Annotated in this window: 11 protein-coding genes and 1 pseudogene; 7 read left to right on the top strand and 5 right to left on the bottom strand. The window is 72.8% G+C overall.

Features of this window, described 5'->3' with window-relative positions; translation table 11 throughout:
- Positions 1-330 precede the first annotated feature (330 nt).
- Complete coding sequence (locus AB0B40_RS23720; RefSeq protein WP_345053410.1) at positions 331-1,224, top strand: glycosyltransferase; 894 nt, start codon at positions 331-333, stop codon at positions 1,222-1,224.
- Positions 1,225-1,768: 544 nt separating this feature from the next.
- Positions 1,769-5,365, top strand: a complete 3,597-nt coding sequence (locus AB0B40_RS23725) for a BTAD domain-containing putative transcriptional regulator (RefSeq protein WP_362265430.1) — start codon at positions 1,769-1,771, stop codon at positions 5,363-5,365.
- Between the two features lie 61 nt (positions 5,366-5,426).
- Here the strand turns inward: AB0B40_RS23725 and AB0B40_RS23730 are convergent, their stop codons facing one another.
- Positions 5,427-7,115 (bottom strand): bifunctional 3'-5' exonuclease/DNA polymerase, encoded by a 1,689-nt coding sequence (locus tag AB0B40_RS23730; RefSeq protein WP_362265432.1) that lies wholly within the window; start codon positions 7,113-7,115, stop codon positions 5,427-5,429.
- A 70-nt stretch (positions 7,116-7,185) separates the two neighbouring features.
- Positions 7,186-7,932, bottom strand: a complete 747-nt coding sequence (locus AB0B40_RS23735; RefSeq protein WP_345053418.1) for a Clp protease N-terminal domain-containing protein — start codon at positions 7,930-7,932, stop codon at positions 7,186-7,188.
- 155 nt (positions 7,933-8,087) lie between these two features.
- Here AB0B40_RS23735 and AB0B40_RS23740 point away from each other — a divergent pair, with 155 nt between their 5' ends.
- Positions 8,088-9,197 carry a DUF2786 domain-containing protein gene (locus tag AB0B40_RS23740; RefSeq protein ID WP_362265434.1) on the top strand — a complete coding sequence of 370 codons (1,110 nt, stop codon included), beginning with the start codon at positions 8,088-8,090 and terminating at the stop codon, positions 9,195-9,197.
- Positions 9,198-9,200: 3 nt separating this feature from the next.
- On the opposite strand, the gene AB0B40_RS23745 is transcribed toward AB0B40_RS23740, so the two are convergent.
- Both AB0B40_RS23745 and AB0B40_RS23750 read right to left on the bottom strand, forming a co-directional pair.
- Entirely contained in the window at positions 9,201-9,716 is a 516-nt protein-coding gene (locus tag AB0B40_RS23745; protein ID WP_345053424.1) for a DUF4232 domain-containing protein, read from the bottom strand.
- A gap of 245 nt (positions 9,717-9,961) precedes the next feature.
- Positions 9,962-10,393, bottom strand: a complete 432-nt coding sequence (locus AB0B40_RS23750; RefSeq protein ID WP_345053427.1) for a hypothetical protein — start codon at positions 10,391-10,393, stop codon at positions 9,962-9,964.
- 191 nt (positions 10,394-10,584) lie between these two features.
- Here AB0B40_RS23750 and AB0B40_RS23755 point away from each other — a divergent pair.
- Together AB0B40_RS23755 and AB0B40_RS23760 are read left to right on the top strand one after the other, a co-directional pair.
- Positions 10,585-10,893: pseudogene (locus tag AB0B40_RS23755) on the top strand (SRPBCC domain-containing protein); the annotation flags it as partial.
- Between the two features lie 203 nt (positions 10,894-11,096).
- Positions 11,097-11,315 carry a DUF397 domain-containing protein gene (locus AB0B40_RS23760; protein ID WP_048910258.1) on the top strand — a complete coding sequence of 73 codons (219 nt, stop codon included), beginning with the start codon at positions 11,097-11,099 and terminating at the stop codon, positions 11,313-11,315.
- Between the two features lie 185 nt (positions 11,316-11,500).
- Here AB0B40_RS23760 and AB0B40_RS23765 read toward each other — a convergent pair whose 3' ends face one another.
- On the bottom strand, positions 11,501-12,001 hold the full coding sequence (locus tag AB0B40_RS23765; RefSeq protein WP_362265436.1) for an ATP-binding protein: 501 nt from the start codon (positions 11,999-12,001) through the stop codon (positions 11,501-11,503).
- 346 nt (positions 12,002-12,347) lie between these two features.
- On the opposite strand from AB0B40_RS23765, the gene AB0B40_RS23770 reads away from it, so the two are divergent.
- Positions 12,348-13,172: a helix-turn-helix transcriptional regulator gene (locus tag AB0B40_RS23770; RefSeq protein ID WP_345053578.1), complete on the top strand. Its 825-nt coding sequence runs from the start codon at positions 12,348-12,350 to the stop codon at positions 13,170-13,172.
- Positions 13,173-13,267: 95 nt separating this feature from the next.
- Positions 13,268-14,728 (top strand): aldehyde dehydrogenase family protein, encoded by a 1,461-nt coding sequence (locus AB0B40_RS23775; RefSeq protein WP_362265438.1) that lies wholly within the window; start codon positions 13,268-13,270, stop codon positions 14,726-14,728.
- The last annotated feature ends 119 nt before the right edge of the window (positions 14,729-14,847 follow it).

The following is a 14,847-nucleotide window of genomic DNA, read 5'->3' on the forward strand; positions in this document are numbered from 1 at the left end:
GAGGCGATTCGACCTGGGGTTTCGGCGTTCTCTCGGTCCGGTGCCGGGCGTGGGCCGGGCGGCGCCCTCACGGGTCCGGCGGGCGGCTCGTTCGGGTCGCGTGGAGGGGCGTTTCCGGTCTCGGGGGGCCGGCTCCGGGTCCCAGCCGGCAGGGGGCTGAAGCGTCCGTCGGAGCGGGACCGGGAAACGTGGACATAAAACCGGATTAAAGACCCGGCAAAGTGAATGGGCGTCAGAGGAACCAGCGGACCTGAGGCAACATCTTGGTGAACGGTGGGCAGTGCGCGGTCAGGGAGCGTTGCCGCCACTCGGCCGGATGGGGTGAGGGACGTGGTGGAGCCGAGGATCGCCGTCGCCGTGGTGACGATGGGCAACCGGCCCGCCGAGGTCGACGCCCTGTTGGAGTCCGTGGCCAAGCAGGACCTCGCCCCGGCGCGCATCGTGATCGTCGGCAACGGCTGCCGGCTGCCCGAGTTCGGCCGGCGGCTCTCCCTGCCCGGCGAGGTCACGACCATCGACGTCGAGGAGAACCTCGGCTGTCCCGGCGGCCGGAATGTCGCCCTCTCCCGGCTGCGTGACTTCGGGGACGTGGACGTCGTCGTGGAGCTGGACGACGACGGCCTGCTCGTCGATCCCGACGTGCTGCGCCGGGTACGCGACCTGTACGCCGCCGACCCGCGCCTCGGCATCGTCGGCTTCCGCATCGCCGACGAGCACGGCGACACCCAGCAGCGGCACGTGCCCAGGGTGGGCAAGTCCGACCCGCTGCGCGGCGGTTACGTCACCGGGTTCCTCGGTGGCGGGCACGCCCTTCGGACGGCGATGCTGGCGGAGACCGGGGACTGGCCCGCCGAGTTCTTCTTCGCCCACGAGGAGACCGACCTCGCCTGGCGGGCCGTCGACGCCGGCTGGAAGATCCTCTACGCCCCCGAGCTGCTCCTCCGGCACCCCCGGACCTCACCTGCCCGGCACGCCATCTACTACCGGGTCAACGCCCGCAACCGCGTCTGGCTCGTCCGGCGCCGGCTGCCCCTGCCGCTCGTCCCGGTGCACCTCGGGGTGTGGACGCTCCTCACCCTCGCCCGCACCCGCTCCCTGGCGGGGCTCAAGGCGTGGTTCGGCGGGTTCGCGGAGGGGCTGCGGGAGCCGGCCGGTGAACGGCGCCCGATGCGCTGGCGGACGGTGTGGCGGCTCACCCGGCTGGGGCGTCCACCGGTGATCTGAGCGGGCGAGCGGGGCCGGCGAGCGGGGCCGGCGGTCGCGGAGCGCGGGGTGAGCCGAACTCCGGCGGCGGGATGCGGCCAGGGGCGCTCAGGGTCCGGGTAAGCGGTTCGCGGCCGGGCGCGGCGAGGGCGCCGGGCGAGTGGCCGGCACGCGGAAACGGGACGGGGGCCCCGGTCGTTCACCTCCGACGGCCGGGGCCCTTGTCGTCCCCGGATCCGGCCTACGGCGACACTCCCCCGAGTTACGCGACATACGCGCGCGCCGTCGAGCCAGATCCGATGGAATGATCACATCAGGATTCGCCAACGGATCGCTAACATGTGGCCAACGGTTCGTCGGTGGGCCGCGAACCGGTTGGCTGGAAGTCGTCCGGAGGTAACGGCAACGGCCCGTTGGAGGGGCGGATTCCGGTGCCGTACCGGCAGACAGAAGGTGGCGGGAAACCGTTGTGGACAGGGCGGGATTCCGCCAGACAACGGCGGGCGCACGCCCGCCGCGGAGCACGGGCGGCCCCGACCGCCCGGAAAGGCTGTGGAGCGGCGTGATGCGCCGGTGCGAGCTGCGCTTCGGACTGCTGGGGCCGCCGGTCCTCTACGACCGACCGCCTTACGGGATCTCCTACGACACCCCCTCCGGGTCCTCCGGGTCCTCCGGGGCCTACGGCGATGCCTCTCCCGGCAGCCCCGCCGGGAGGGCCGACGGCAACCCCGCCAGCCCCGTTGACCCCGCCGACCCCCTCAATCCAGGCAACCCCGACAACCACGTCCGGGCCATCGGCAGTCCCAAGGTCCGCGCCCTGCTCGCCGCGCTGCTGCTGGAGCCCGGCAGGGTCGTGTCGGTCGAGTCGCTGAAGGACGCCCTGTGGGGCGGCGCGCCGCCCGTCTCCGCGCAGGCCTCCCTGCACAACCACGTCACCCGGCTGCGCCGCCTCCTGGACGACCCCGAGCGGCTCAGGGCCGTACCGCCCGGCTATGTGCTGCGGGTCGACCACGGTGAGTTGGACGTGCACGTCTTCGACGCCCGGGTCGCCGGGGCACGGGCCGCGCACGCCCGGCGGGACTGGGCGGGCGTGGTGCGGTCCTGCACCGCCGCGCTGTCGCTGTGGCGCGGCACCCCGCTCAGTGGGCTGCCCGCCGACATCGGCGGTTACGCCCTCGTGCAGCGCCTGGAGCAGGCCCGGCTGTTTCTGCTGGAGTGGCGCTACGACGCCGAACTCTCCCTCGGGGGCGCCCGCTTGGCCGCCCTCGTCCCCGAACTCGCGGCCCTGGTCGCCGAGCATCCGCTGCGCGAGGCGTACCACCGTCAGCTGATGCTCGCCCTGCACCGCACCGGGCGCCAGGCCGAGGCCCTCGCCGTCCACCGTGACCTGCGCAGCCGCCTGGTGGAGGAACTCGGCATCGAACCCGGCGCGGCGGTCCGCGAGGCGCACGTCGAGGTACTGCGGGGGAGCGGCGGGGGTCAGTGGCGGCAGGGGGCGTACGGCGACCGGCAGCCGGCCGGCCGGCCGGGACACCCGCAGCCGGAAGGCGTGGTGCCCACCGACACGGCCACGAACCCCACGAACCCCACGGCTCCGGCGGACCCGCAGATTCCGGCGGGCTCCAGGTCCCCCGTGTCCCCCGGCTCCTCCGCGTTCCCTGTCGCCCAGGAGCCCTCTGCTGCGACCCCCGGGTCTCCCGGGTCTCCGGGGTCCCCCGACACCCCCGACACCCCGCGGGACGGCGCCGTACCGGCCGCGCGGCAGACCCCGCGTCCGGCTCAGCTGCCGGCACCGCCCGCCCATTTCACCGGGCGGGACGACGTGTGCCGCGAGCTGGGACGGGCGTTGACCGAGCCGTGCGCCCCGGCCCCCGCCGTCGCGGTGATCAGCGGAATGGCCGGCGTAGGCAAGAGCGCTCTGGCCCTGCACGTCGCCCATGAGCTGAGGGAACGTTTCACTGACGGTCAGCTCTACGTCAACCTGCACGGTGCGACCCCGGGCATGACCCCGCTCACCATCACGCAGGCGCTCACCGCGCTACTGCGCGACCTCGGCGTGGACCCGCGGAACATCCCCGAACACCCCGATGCGGCGGCCGCGCTGTTCCGGTCGTTGCTCGCGCCCGCCCGCACCCTGCTGGTGCTGGACGACGCCGCGAACGCGGCCCATGTACGGCCCCTGCTGCCGGCCGGGCCCGGCTGCGCGGTGATCGTCACCAGCCGCTCGCCGCTCACCGCGCTCGACGGCGCCCGCCGCTTCCCGCTCTCGCCGCTGACCGGCGAGGACAGCGCGGCCCTGCTCCGCGCGGTGAGCGGACGCCCGGGACTGGACGCCACCCACGCCCTGGTCGAGCTGACCGGCCGGCTCCCGTTGGCGCTGCGCGTGGTCGCCGCGCGGCTCGCCGCCCGCCGGGCCCTCACCCCGGACGTGCTGGCCGGTCAACTGGCCGACACCGGAGGACGGTTGCGCCATCTGGAGTACGACGACCTGAGCGTGCGCCGCTCCCTGGCCGTGGCCCACGACGCGCTGGCCGCCGCCGAGCGCGAGGCCGACCGGGACGCTGCCCGCGCCCTGCGCCGCATCGGCGCGCTCGACCTGCCGACCTACGGCGCCCCGCTGATCGCCCGCCTCACCGGCACCGACGAGCGGCGGGCCGAGGCCGCGCTGGACCGCCTGGTCGATGTCGCCCTGCTGGAGGAGACGGCGTACGGCCGCTACGCACCCCACGACCTGGTCCGCGACTTCGCCCGCGAACTGGCGGACGCCACCGACCCACGGACCGCCGCCCCGTCCGCACCCGCGAACGCCACCGAGGCGCGCGGCGGCACGGACGGCACAGTCGGCTCGGGCGGCACACGCGGCACGGCCGGTCCGGCCCCCACCGGCACCAGTGGCACCAGTGGCAGCACCACCACAGACCCCACAGACCCCACCGGCACCACAGACGCCACCGATGCCGCCCCCGCCCCCGCCCCCGCCGTAGGGCCGCACCGCACCACCCGTGCTGCCGAGACCCTCGGCACCCCCGACCTCATCGCCCTTCGCTGGTACGCCGCCGTTGCCGAGCGCGTGTTGACGGCGGTCGTGGAGCCCGGACTCGATCAGGACGACCGGCGGCGGCCGACCGCCGCGCAGCTGTCCGGGCACACGGCGGAACTGGCCGCGCTGGCGCCGTTCGAGTCGGCCGAGGAAGCCTTCGCCTGGGGCGAGGTCGAGCTGGAGAACGTCGTCGCCCTGGTGGCGCGGAACGCGGGCACCGACGATCCGCGCACGGCCGCCCACCTGTCGGTGCTCGCACGGCTGCTCTTCCCCTTCGTGCAGCGCAGCGGACGGGTGGCCGAGATGGAGGTGCTGGGCCAGGCCGCGCTCGGTGTGGCGCGACGGCTCGGGGACCCGGCCGCCGAGGCGTACGCGCTGGGCGATCTCGCCGCCCTGCACTTCCTGACGGGCCGGCAGAACGACGCCCTCGCCCTCACCGACCGGGCCCTGGAGATCTGGGCGCGGCTGGGCACGGCCTCCCGGATCCGGCGCTGTCTGAACAACCGCGGGCTGCTGCTGGAGGGGCTCGGGCGGTTCGAGGAGTCGGGGGAGGCGCTGCGGCAGAGCCTCGCCTACTCGCGGTTGCTGAACGACCCCTACGGCGAGGCCGTCACCCGCAGCCACCTCGGCAACCTCTACGAGCACACCGATCCGCGCGCCGCCATCGAACAGCACCGGCGCTCGCTGGCGATCGGGGACACGATCGGCGCGGTGATCGTGCGGCACTCGGCGCACTGCAACATCGGCTACGCCCATCTCACCCTCGGCGAACCGGACTCGGCCGCCCGTCACTTCGAGGAGAGCCTGCGCATCCTCGGCGTCCACGGCGACTGGCACGGCGAGTCCCAGACCCGGCTCGGCCTGGTCCGGGCGCTGCGGCAGCTGGGGGAGTACGAGCGGGCGGCCGGCGAGTGTGCCGAGCTGCTGCGCCGGGCCGACGACCGCGCCGACCGGTACATGGGCGGCCTGGCCCTGCACCAGCACGGGTTCCTGCTGCGCGAGCAGGGGCGGCGGGCGGAGGCGTACGACGCCTGGCGCGCGGCGCGGGCGGCGCTGGACGGCACGGACGATCAGGCGGTTCTGGCGGTCCTGGCGGAGCTGCGCGAGCTTCTCGGGGGCTGACCGGCGCTCCCGGCAGAACCGCGTGAGCTTGCACAGGGCCGAGCGGGCCTTGCGCAACAGTTCACTTGGCGTCGGCATAGCACCGCACCACCGCCGTCGTGAACGGGAACCGCACCGGTGTCTCGCCGAAGGTCAGCCGGCCGGCGAGGGCCGCGGACTCGCGGATGGCCCGGACGACGGCGTCGGCCTCCTCGGCGGGGCAGTGCACGATCACCTCGTCGTGCTGGAAGAAGACCAGCTCGGCCCTCAGCTCCGCGCAGGCCTGCCGCAGCGCGGCGAGCAGCAGCAGGGCCCAGTCGGCGGCGCTACCCTGCACGACGAAGTTCCGTGCGAAGCGGCCGCGTGCGCGGGAGTTCGTGGAGGCGTACCCGGGGACCCAGCCGGCCGGGCCGTCGGCTTCCTCCTCGCCGACCGGGATGCCGGCCTCCTCCGCCGCGTCCTCGCCCGTCCCGGCGGCCGGCGGGCAGGTGCGGCCCAGCCAGGTGCGCACCAGCCGGCCCTCCTCGCCCGCGCGGGCCGCCTCGTCGACGTAGGCGACGGCCTTGGGGAAGCGGCGGCGGAGCGCGGCGAGGTTCTTCAGGCCGTCGCCGGAGGTCTGGCCGTAGACCGCGCCGAGTACGGCGAGTTTGGCCTGGTCCCGGTCGCCGGAGAAGGCGCGGTCGGAGACGGACTGGTAGAGGTCGCTCTCGCGGCCGGCCACCTCCATCAGGCCGGGGTCGCGGGAGATCGCGGCCAGCACGCGCGGTTCCATCTGGTCGGCGTCGGCCACCACCAGCCGCCAGCCGGGGTCGGCGACCACGGCCCGGCGGATCACCTTGGGGATCTGCAGGCCCCCTCCGCCGTTCGTCACCCAGCGCCCGGTGACCGTGCCGCCGGCGAGGAACTCGGGGCGGAACCGGCCGTCGCGCACCCAGTCCTGCAGCCAGGACCAGCCGTGCGCCACCCAGATGCGGTACAGCTTCTTGTACTCCAGCAGGGGTGCGACGGCCGGGTGGTCGACGGACCGTAGCTCCCAGCGCCGGGTGGACTTCACCTTGATCCCGGCCTGCGCGAAGGCCTTGACCACGTCGGCCGGCAGGTCGGGGCGCACCCGGCGGCCGAAGGCGGCGGACACCTCGTCGGCCAGCTCGGCGAGGCGGCGCGGCTCGCCACCGCCCGCGTACCGCTCGCCGAGCAGGGTGTGCAGCAGCTCGCGGTGCACCTCGGCGCTCCAGGGCAGCCCCGTGTGGTTCAGCTCGGCGGCCACCAGCATCCCGGCCGACTCGGCGGCGGTCAGCAGCCGCATCCGGTCCGGGTGGGCGGTCTTCTCGTGCCGCCGCAGCTGGTCGGCGTAGACCGCGAGGAGGTCGGGCAGGGGCAGACGGATGCCGGCGGGCTCGAAGAGCGGGGACTGGGCGCCCGGTTCGGCCGCGCGCTGGGGCGGGTCGGGCGGGACGGGGCCGCCGCGGAGGCGGGCCAGGGCGGCGGCGGCCGAGTGCGGCTCGCCGTACCGGCCCTCGTGGCCCAGCAGGAGTGTCTCGGCGTCCTCGACGTCGTAACACCGCTCCACTCGCACCCCCGTGGCGAGCAGGCGCGGATAGACCTCGGCGGTCGACCGCCACACCCAACGCGTCACCTCCGGGCGGCTCCGCACCGCCCCGGCGGGATCGCTCTCCCGCCGCACCGGTCCGGCGGGCAGCCCGTCCGGGCCGAGGGGGGCGACGTCCACGCCTCCGTCCTCGGCCGGTGCGAGCGCCCACCGGTCGGTCATGACTGCGAGTGTGGCAGGGAGGTCTGACAATCCGGCTGCCCCGCGGTGACAAGCCGGCTGACCTGCGGTTCTACTCCTGCGAGCCGCTCGTGTCGGGCTTCGCCTCCAGCAGCAGCGCCAGCATCCGGGCGAGCCGCTCCTCGGTGACCGGCTTGGTGATGCCGAGGCCGTTGAGGACGCCCTGGCCGTTCTCGTGCTCCAGCAGGGCCAGCAGGAGGTGTTCGGTGCCGATGTGGTTGTGGCCGAGCCGCAGGGCCTCGCGGAAGGTGAGTTCCAGGACCTTCTTGGCCTCGGGGCCGTAGGGGACCAGGTCGGGGGCGTCGTCCGCGGCGGGCGGCAGCGCGGCGGTCGCCGCCTGGCGTACGGCGTCCAGGAGCACGCCCTGCGCGGTGATCGCCTTGGCGGCCAGGCCCTCGGGCTCGGCCAGCAGGCCGAGGACCAGGTGCTCGGGGCGGCCCTCGGCGTTGCGGGCGGCCACGGCCTCGTTGTGCGCGGCCATGACCACGTTCCGCGCGCGCGGGGTGTAGCGGGTGAAGCCCTGGCTGGGGTCGAGGTCGGCGGACTCCTTGGGTACGAACCGCTTCTGCGCCGCCTGCCGGGTCACGCCCATGCTGCGGCCGATGTCGGTCCAGGACGCGCCCGAACGGCGGGCCTGGTCGACGAAGTGCCCGATCAGGTGGTCGGCGACGTCTCCGAGGTGATCGGCGGCGATCACCGCGTCCTGGAGCTGGTCGAGGGGTTCGGGGTGAACCTTCTTGATGGCCTCGATGAGGTCGTCGAGGCGCACAGATGCCGTGATGTTCGGGTTGCTCACCATGATGTCAACCGTAGGTTGTCACTCTCGGGGTGTCAACTGATGGTTGACAATGGTGTTCCGTCGCCGTCCCCGCCGGTCCGCCCGCACGCGTCCGCTGTCCACAGGTTGTGGACGGTCGTCGTCCACTGTCGGTGGTGCGTGGCACGATCGGCGGTGTGACCAGTACCGCCAGCACCGTCGAGCGGGCCTTCCGGGCCGCCCTCTACGACGACACCGACACCGGCCTCGACACGGGTGCCTCCCTGCTCGCCGCCGACCCGGCCGCCGACGCCGAACTCGCGCGGCGCGGCGAGGACTTCGTGGCGACGGCCTGGCGGCGCGGCTGGCAGCCCGCCGACGTCGTACGGCTGGTGCGGCGCGAGCTGACGGACGAACACATGCGCCTCGCCGCCGCGCTGATCCGGGCCCAGGCCGGGCGGGACCGCCCGCGCGGGCGCCGCTGGGCCGGCCAGCTGACGGAGCTGCCCGCCGGCCCCGAGCGCACCGCCGACCGCTTCTCACACGCCACGGCCGTCCTGGAGCTGTACCGCCTGTTGCTGCGCCTGCCCACCCTGGAGCCCCTGGAGGAGGAACCCCGCCGTTCCCCCGGCCCGGCTGCCTCCCGCATGCTCGCCCGGATCCGCGCGCTGCTCGCCAAGGCCGAGGCGACCGGTTATCCGGAGGAGGCGGAGGCGCTCAGCGCCAAGGCGCAGGAGCTGATGGCCCGGCACAGCGTCGACGAGGCGCTGCTCGCCGCCGGGGCACCCGCGCCGGACGCGCCCGGGGCCTGCCGCATCGGGGTCGAGCCGCCGTACGAGCAGGCCAAGGCGGTCCTGCTGGACGCGGTGGCCACGGCGAACCACTGCCGCGCGGTGTGGAACGAACCGCTCGGCTTCTCCACGGTCGTCGGCTTCGAGGCGGATCTCCAGGCGGTCGAGCTGCTCCACACCTCGCTGCTGGTACAGGCCACGCACGCGATGGCCAAGGCGGAAGCCGCCCAGCGGGCCGGCGGGCGCAGGCGGACCAAGACCTTCCGGCAGTCGTTCCTCGCGGCCTACGCCCACCGCGTCGGGGACCGGCTCGCGGCTGCCGCCGAGACCCAGGTGACCCAGGACCTGCTGCCGGTGCTGGCCACGCGCGCGACAGCCGTCACCGGCCGGCTGGAGCGCATGTTCCCGGAGACCACCACGACCCGGTTGCGCGGCGTCAGCGACGCGGCGGGCTGGACCGAGGGCGCCCGCGCGGCGGACCGGGCACAGGTCAGGGCCCGCCCGCGGCTGGAGTGAGTGTCAGTCGCCGACCTGCTGGAAAGCGCTCACGGAGGCGTCCGGTCCGCTCCCGTCGGCCTTCCCGGCGACCGGGCCGTACTTCCAGGGGTAGCTCTGGCCGGCGTCGGCTCCGGGCAGCCTGATCGTCACGCTCTTCGCCGCCACGGCGTTCGCGTCACCGTCCTTGCCCCGCACGTAGCTGATGGAGAAGGTCGCGGAGTCGCCCTTGGCGAGCTTCAGCTTCTGGGCCTTCGCGTCCTTGAGCACGGGCACGGGCTTCTCGGCGCCGCCGGTGCTCAGCGTGACAGCCGGGAAGTCCTCCAGGGTGCAGGGGGCGCTCTGGTTGGTGATGCTCACCGGGATCTCGCCGCTGTCCCCGGCGGCCGGAGCCACACTCGCCGACCCGATCTGCATGGAGACCCCGCCGATCTTGCAGGCCGAGTCGGCGCTGTCCCCGTTCTTGCCGCCACCGTCGTCGCAGGCGGTCAGCAGCAGGGCGGCGGCGAGGGCGGTGACGGTGAGCGGAATGGCGCGCATGAGCGGGTCCCTGTCCTGGTGGTGACGGTGCCCTTGCATCATGGCGCCTGCACCCGGACCCCGCTCGCGCGCCCCCGCGGATCCACCGTTCGGAGCAATCGCTCCGCGGGTCCCCGGGGGACGTCCGCCCGCCGGCCGTCTCGGAACAACCCGCCGGACCAGCCGCCCACACGTCCCGTGGGACACCCGCCCCGCCACCCGGTACGCGCCGCTTCACCTTCAGCGTCGTACGCGCCGCTTCACCTTCACCGTCTCGGCAGCCCCGACGGCAGCTTCCCGCCCTCCGCCTTGGTGTAGGACTCCTGGCCGGTCCTGCCCGACCAGGTCACCTTCAGCGTCGTGCCGTCGACCGAGTCGACCGTGCCGGTGGTCCGGTCCTTGGCACCGCCCGCACAGGTCAGGTGGATCTTCTGCGTGCCCTTCGCGGCCCCCACGGTCCCGTTGCACATGGTTCCGCCGGTCATGAAGATCCCGGCCCGCTGCCCGCTGATCACCAGGGCCACGATCTTGCCGCCGGCGGTGGTGATCCAGCTGCCCTGGATCCCGGCGGCGGCGCCGGTCGCGGAAGGGGAGACGGTGTCCGCCGACGGTGCCGTGGACGTGCTCGGCGCGGACGGGGCGCCGCTCCCGGAGCCGCCGCCGCACGCCGTCAGCGCCAGCGCGCTCACCAGTCCCACGGCCAGGGCCGCGCTCCGTACTCTCGCTGTCGCACACGTCACCGGAAGCCCCCAAGAGGTAGCGGCCGGCCGCCCGAGCCGGACGGCCCGCAGCGCAAGCTACCAGCAGTAAGGTCAACACCAGGAGAGCGACTGCCCGGGTCGCGGGGAGGGGACCGGCCGGACACCCACGATCCGCGTCGGTCGGCCACCGGTACCGGACGACCTCCGCCCCGCGTCCCCACACCGCCTTCTCCGGCGTCGTAGAGATGAGGGCGCTCGCCTACGACACCGAGCGGACGCTGTCCCTCCGGTGGACGGACGCCGATCCGGCCAACCCCGCGGACCGGTCCGTCACCCGGACCCTGGAACAGGATGGGCACGGTACGCGTCTGTTCCTAGTGCACGAGGGGTTCGGCCCGGACGGTCCGGCTCGGGCGATGGCGCACAGGATCGTGGGCCGGGGCGGGCAGCGACATGTCCTGCCTGCTCGCGGGCAGGTGCTGGAGCAGCCCGGGTAAAGCACACGTCAAAGCTGTAACCGCGGGACCACCCCTCGTGCACGTGCATCTGCTCCTGCACCTGCACGTGAAGAGAGCTATGATCCGGATCAGTTGACTACAGCATCTATGGCCTCACCAGCCAGTGCGCCACCACCACCGGGGAGCGACCTGTGGACCGCGACGTTGACAGCGTGTACGGGGGGTACGACGTGTACAACGGCATGGCTGCCACGCAGCTGGACGGAGTGGCCTGGCAGAAGAGCAGGCACAGCAACTCGCAGGGCTCCTGCGTGGAGTTCGCGCGGCTGCCGGGCGGTGAGGTCGCCGTACGCAACTCGCGTTTCCCGGACGGCCCGGCGCTCGTCTACACGCGCGCGGAGATCGAGGCGATGCTGCTCGGTGTCAAGGACGGCGAGTTCGACCACCTGATCGCGAGCTGACCGCCGGCGCCGGCCGTCGCGGACGGTGGCAACGATGTCGGGCGAGCGCACCGGCGGTGCCGCCCACCCTGGCGCGCGCCCGCGTGGCGACACCGGCGACGGCTGTACGCACGATGGTCCAGGCGGCGGCGACCGTGACGGGTGTACGCGCGTAGATACCGGGCGTCCGTCGGTGAGGTGCCGGATCAGCCGGCCGTCCGGAGCCGGAACAGCGCCCAGACCACCTTGCCGTCGAGGGTGCCGGCCAGCGGATGCCAGCCCCAGCTGTCCGCGAAGGAGTCGACCAGGAACAGGCCGCGGCCCGACTCGGCGGAGAAGTCGTCCGAGTCCCTCGGGACGGGCGTCTCGTGGCTCGGGTCGCGCACCGCGCACACCAGCCGCTCGGTCCAGCGCATCAGATGCAGCCGTACGGACGGGTGGTGCTCGTCGGTACGGCACGGCGGGTCGGACGGCACGGCGTGGCGCAGGGCGTTGGTGACGAGTTCGGAGACGACCAGGCATATGTCGTCGAAGCGGTCGCCGGCGTCCCACTTGTCCAGGGTGTCCCGGGTGAAGCGCCGGGCCTCGCGCACGGCTTCGTAACGGGCGGGGAGGGCGCAGGAGGCGGCATCGGACACGGCGGCGGGATCCAGCGGCGGAAGGCCCTGCCGTAACGGCTTGAGCATGGTCGATCCATTCGTCCCCATGCGAGGCACTCCCGGGAATTCGCGGTCGTTGCGATGCAGCGGTGGCGCGGCACCCATGGTTTCGGATGGGCAGAGCAGATGCAAGGGCAGATGCACGTGCACGAGACCGAAATGACACTGCCCGTACCGCTTCTTGGCCATTTTTTCTGCCATCTTCATGCCGGACCTGCCAGAGGTCCGGACCTCTTCCCGATCCGGACCCGGGCAGAAACGGCCGAGCTCTTTCCGTTTCCGTAACCGGACGAGTACTGCTCGAAGTGTTTTAGTGGCAGACTTCGGCCCCTGAAGACGGTAGGGGAGGCTGGCGAACGTGAGCGCGGGAGAGCCCGGATCGGTGGTGCGGCGGATGCTGCTCGGCTCGCAACTCAGGCGACTGCGGGAAGCGCGGGGCATCACGCGCGAGGCGGCGGGTTACTCGATCCGCGCCTCCGAGTCGAAGATCAGCCGGATGGAGCTGGGCCGGGTGAGCTTCAAGACCAGAGACGTGGAAGACCTGCTGACGCTCTACGGCATCAACGACGAGGCGGAGCGCGAGTCGCTGCTCTCCCTCGCCCGGGAGGCCAACGTGGCGGGCTGGTGGCACAGTTACACCGACGTCCTGCCCAGCTGGTTCCCCACCTACGTGGGCCTGGAGGGCGCCGCCTCGCTGATCCGCGCCTACGAGGTGCAGTTCGTGCACGGCCTGCTGCAGACCGAGGAGTACGCCCGCGCGGTGGTCCGGCGCGGTATGAAGGGCGCGAGCGTCGCCGACGTCGAACGCCGGGTCGCCCTGCGCCTGGAGCGGCAGAAGTACCTGCTCTCCCCCAACGCACCCGAGTTCCACATCGTCCTGGACGAGGCCGCCCTGCGCCGCCCCTACGGCGACCGCGAGGTGATGCGCGGCCAGCTCCAGCACCTGATCGACATCTCCGAGCGGCCGAACGTGCGGCTCCAGGTCATGCCGTTCAGCTTCGGCGGGCACTCCGGCGAGAGCGGTGCCTTCACCATCCTCAGCTTCCCCGACGCCGACCTGTCCGACGTGGTCTACCTGGAGCAGCTGACCAGCGCCCTCTACCTGGACAAGCGCGAGGACGTCGCCCAGTACGAACAGGCCCTGAAGGAGCTGCAGCAGGACAGCCCCGGCCCGGACGAGAGCCGGGACCTGCTCCGCGGTCTCCTGCAGCTCTCCTGACCCGGCGCCCTGCTCAACTCCCTTCCCTCACAGTTACGATGACGTGTGATCAGACCTGGCGTAGATCTGGCGTCCGCTAGCGATTGAGGGATCACATGGCGTCCTACTTCACCGACCTGGCCCGGCAGTACATCGACGGCGAGTGGCGCCCGGGCACGGGCTCCTGGGACGTCATCGACTTCAATCCCTACGACGACGAGAAACTGGCCTCGATCACGGTGGCCACGGTCGACGAGGTGGACCAGGCGTACCGGGCCGCCGCCCGCGCCCAGAAGACGTGGGCCGAGACCAACCCCTACACCCGGCGCACGGTCCTCGAGCGGGCGCTGCGGTGGACAGAGGAGCATGAGCAGGAGATAGCCGACCTGATCATCGCGGAGCTCGGCGGCACGCGCGTGAAGGCCGGTTTCGAACTGCACCTGGCGAAGGAGTTCCTGCGCGAGTCGATCCATCTCGCGCTGCGCCCCGAGGGCAGGATCCTGCCCTCACCGGTCGACGGCAAGGAGAACCGCGTCTACCGGGTACCGGTCGGCGTCGTGGGCGTGATCAGCCCCTTCAACTTCCCCTTCCTGCTGTCCCTGAAGTCGGTCGCCCCGGCCCTCGCCCTCGGCAACGCCGTGGTGCTCAAGCCGCACCAGAACACTCCCGTCGTCGGCGGCACCCTGCTCGCGAAGATCTTCGAGGAGGCCGGGCTGCCCGGCGGCCTGCTCAACGTCGTCGTCACCGACATCGCCGAGATAGGGGACGCGTTCATCGAGCACCCCGTCCCGAAGGTCATCTCCTTCACCGGCTCGGACAAGATCGGCCGGCACGTCGCCACCGTGTGCGCCAGGCACTTCAAGCGCTCGGTCCTCGAACTGGGCGGCAACAGCGCGCTGGTGGTGCTGGACGACGCCGACGTCGACTACGCGGTGGACGCGGCGGTCTTCAGCCGGTTCGTGCACCAGGGACAGGTCTGCATGGCCGCCAACCGGGTCCTCGTGGACGCTTCCGTCGCCGAGGAGTTCACCGAGAAGTTCGTCGCCAAGGTCCGGACCCTCAAGGTCGGCGACCCGCGCGACCCGCAGACCGTGATCGGCCCGGTGATCAACTCGGCGCAGGCGGGAGCGATCTCCGGCACCGTGGAGCAGGCCATCGCCGAGGGCGCCACGGCCCTCCTGCGGGGCACCACGACCGACAACCTGGTCGGACCCAGTGTGCTGACCGGCGTTCCCGCCGACTCCGCGCTGCTCCGGCAGGAGGTCTTCGGACCGGTCGTCTTCCTGGTCCCGTTCGACGGCGAGGAGGAGGCGGTCCGGATCGTCAACGGCACCCCGTACGGCCTCAGTGGCGCCGTGCACACGCGGGACATCGAGCGGGGCGTGGCCTTCGCCAAGCGGATCGACACCGGCATGTTCCACGTGAACGACGGGACCGTCCACGACGAGCCGATCGTGCCCTTCGGCGGCGAGAAGAACTCCGGCCTCGGCCGTCTCAACGGCGAGACGACGCTGGAGGCGTTCACCACGGTCAAGTGGATCTCGGTGCAGCACGGCCGCAGCGGGTTCCCCTTCTAGGCGCCCTGCCCGCCCCTTTCCGCCGCGCCCGGGGCGATGAGGTTTCCCATCGAGGTTTCCCATCGAGGTTTCCCATCGGGGTTTTCCCATCGAGATTTCCCGCACCCGGACCATTGAGG

Source organism: Streptomyces sp. NPDC042638 (assembly GCF_040647235.1).
GTDB lineage: Bacteria > Actinomycetota > Actinomycetes > Streptomycetales > Streptomycetaceae > Streptomyces > Streptomyces rameus.